Below are 500 nucleotides of genomic sequence, written 5' to 3' on the forward strand. Positions count from 1 at the left end.
CCAAAATCAGCGTGATTTCTTCACGTAAATTTTCAACAGCAGAAGCTTGAACATCACCTTTAAAATCTAAAACATAGACTTTTTGGTTATTTTTCTTTCTTAAACGTGCTTCTTTAGAAAACTGTTGTGTCAGTTGTAAAAGCTCTAGTTTAGAAGACGTTGTTTGCGCAATTCTTTTTCTTTGTTCGTTAATACGTGCATTTAAATGACCAATATGGATCTCTGCAGGTACTTTAGGTAAATGAAATAACATAGAATTTATATTCTCTAATAGGCCTAGGCTTTTAACTTAGATTAGGTCAATAGTAATATTTTTCAATAGCTATTTTTAAATTAAATATTTATCTGTCGAAAGTTGAGTATTTAATAGAACTCATTTTATTAAAGTTTGAGTTTCAAGCTGTCTTTGATGTATCACACCTAATTCCTTTGAAATGAAGAGTACCATGGCATTCGGCTGAGACTTTACGGCCTTGACTAACTGACCATTTTCAAAATGG

Annotated in this window: 1 pseudogene; it reads right to left on the reverse strand. The window is 31.4% G+C overall.

Annotated elements, in window-relative coordinates:
• Positions 1–253 (reverse strand): annotated as a pseudogene (locus tag RR876_RS17450) (protease SohB); the annotation flags it as partial.
• Between the last annotated feature and the right edge of the window lie 247 nt (positions 254–500).

This window comes from Acinetobacter sp. (genome assembly GCF_036666595.1).
Lineage (GTDB): Bacteria > Pseudomonadota > Gammaproteobacteria > Pseudomonadales > Moraxellaceae > Acinetobacter.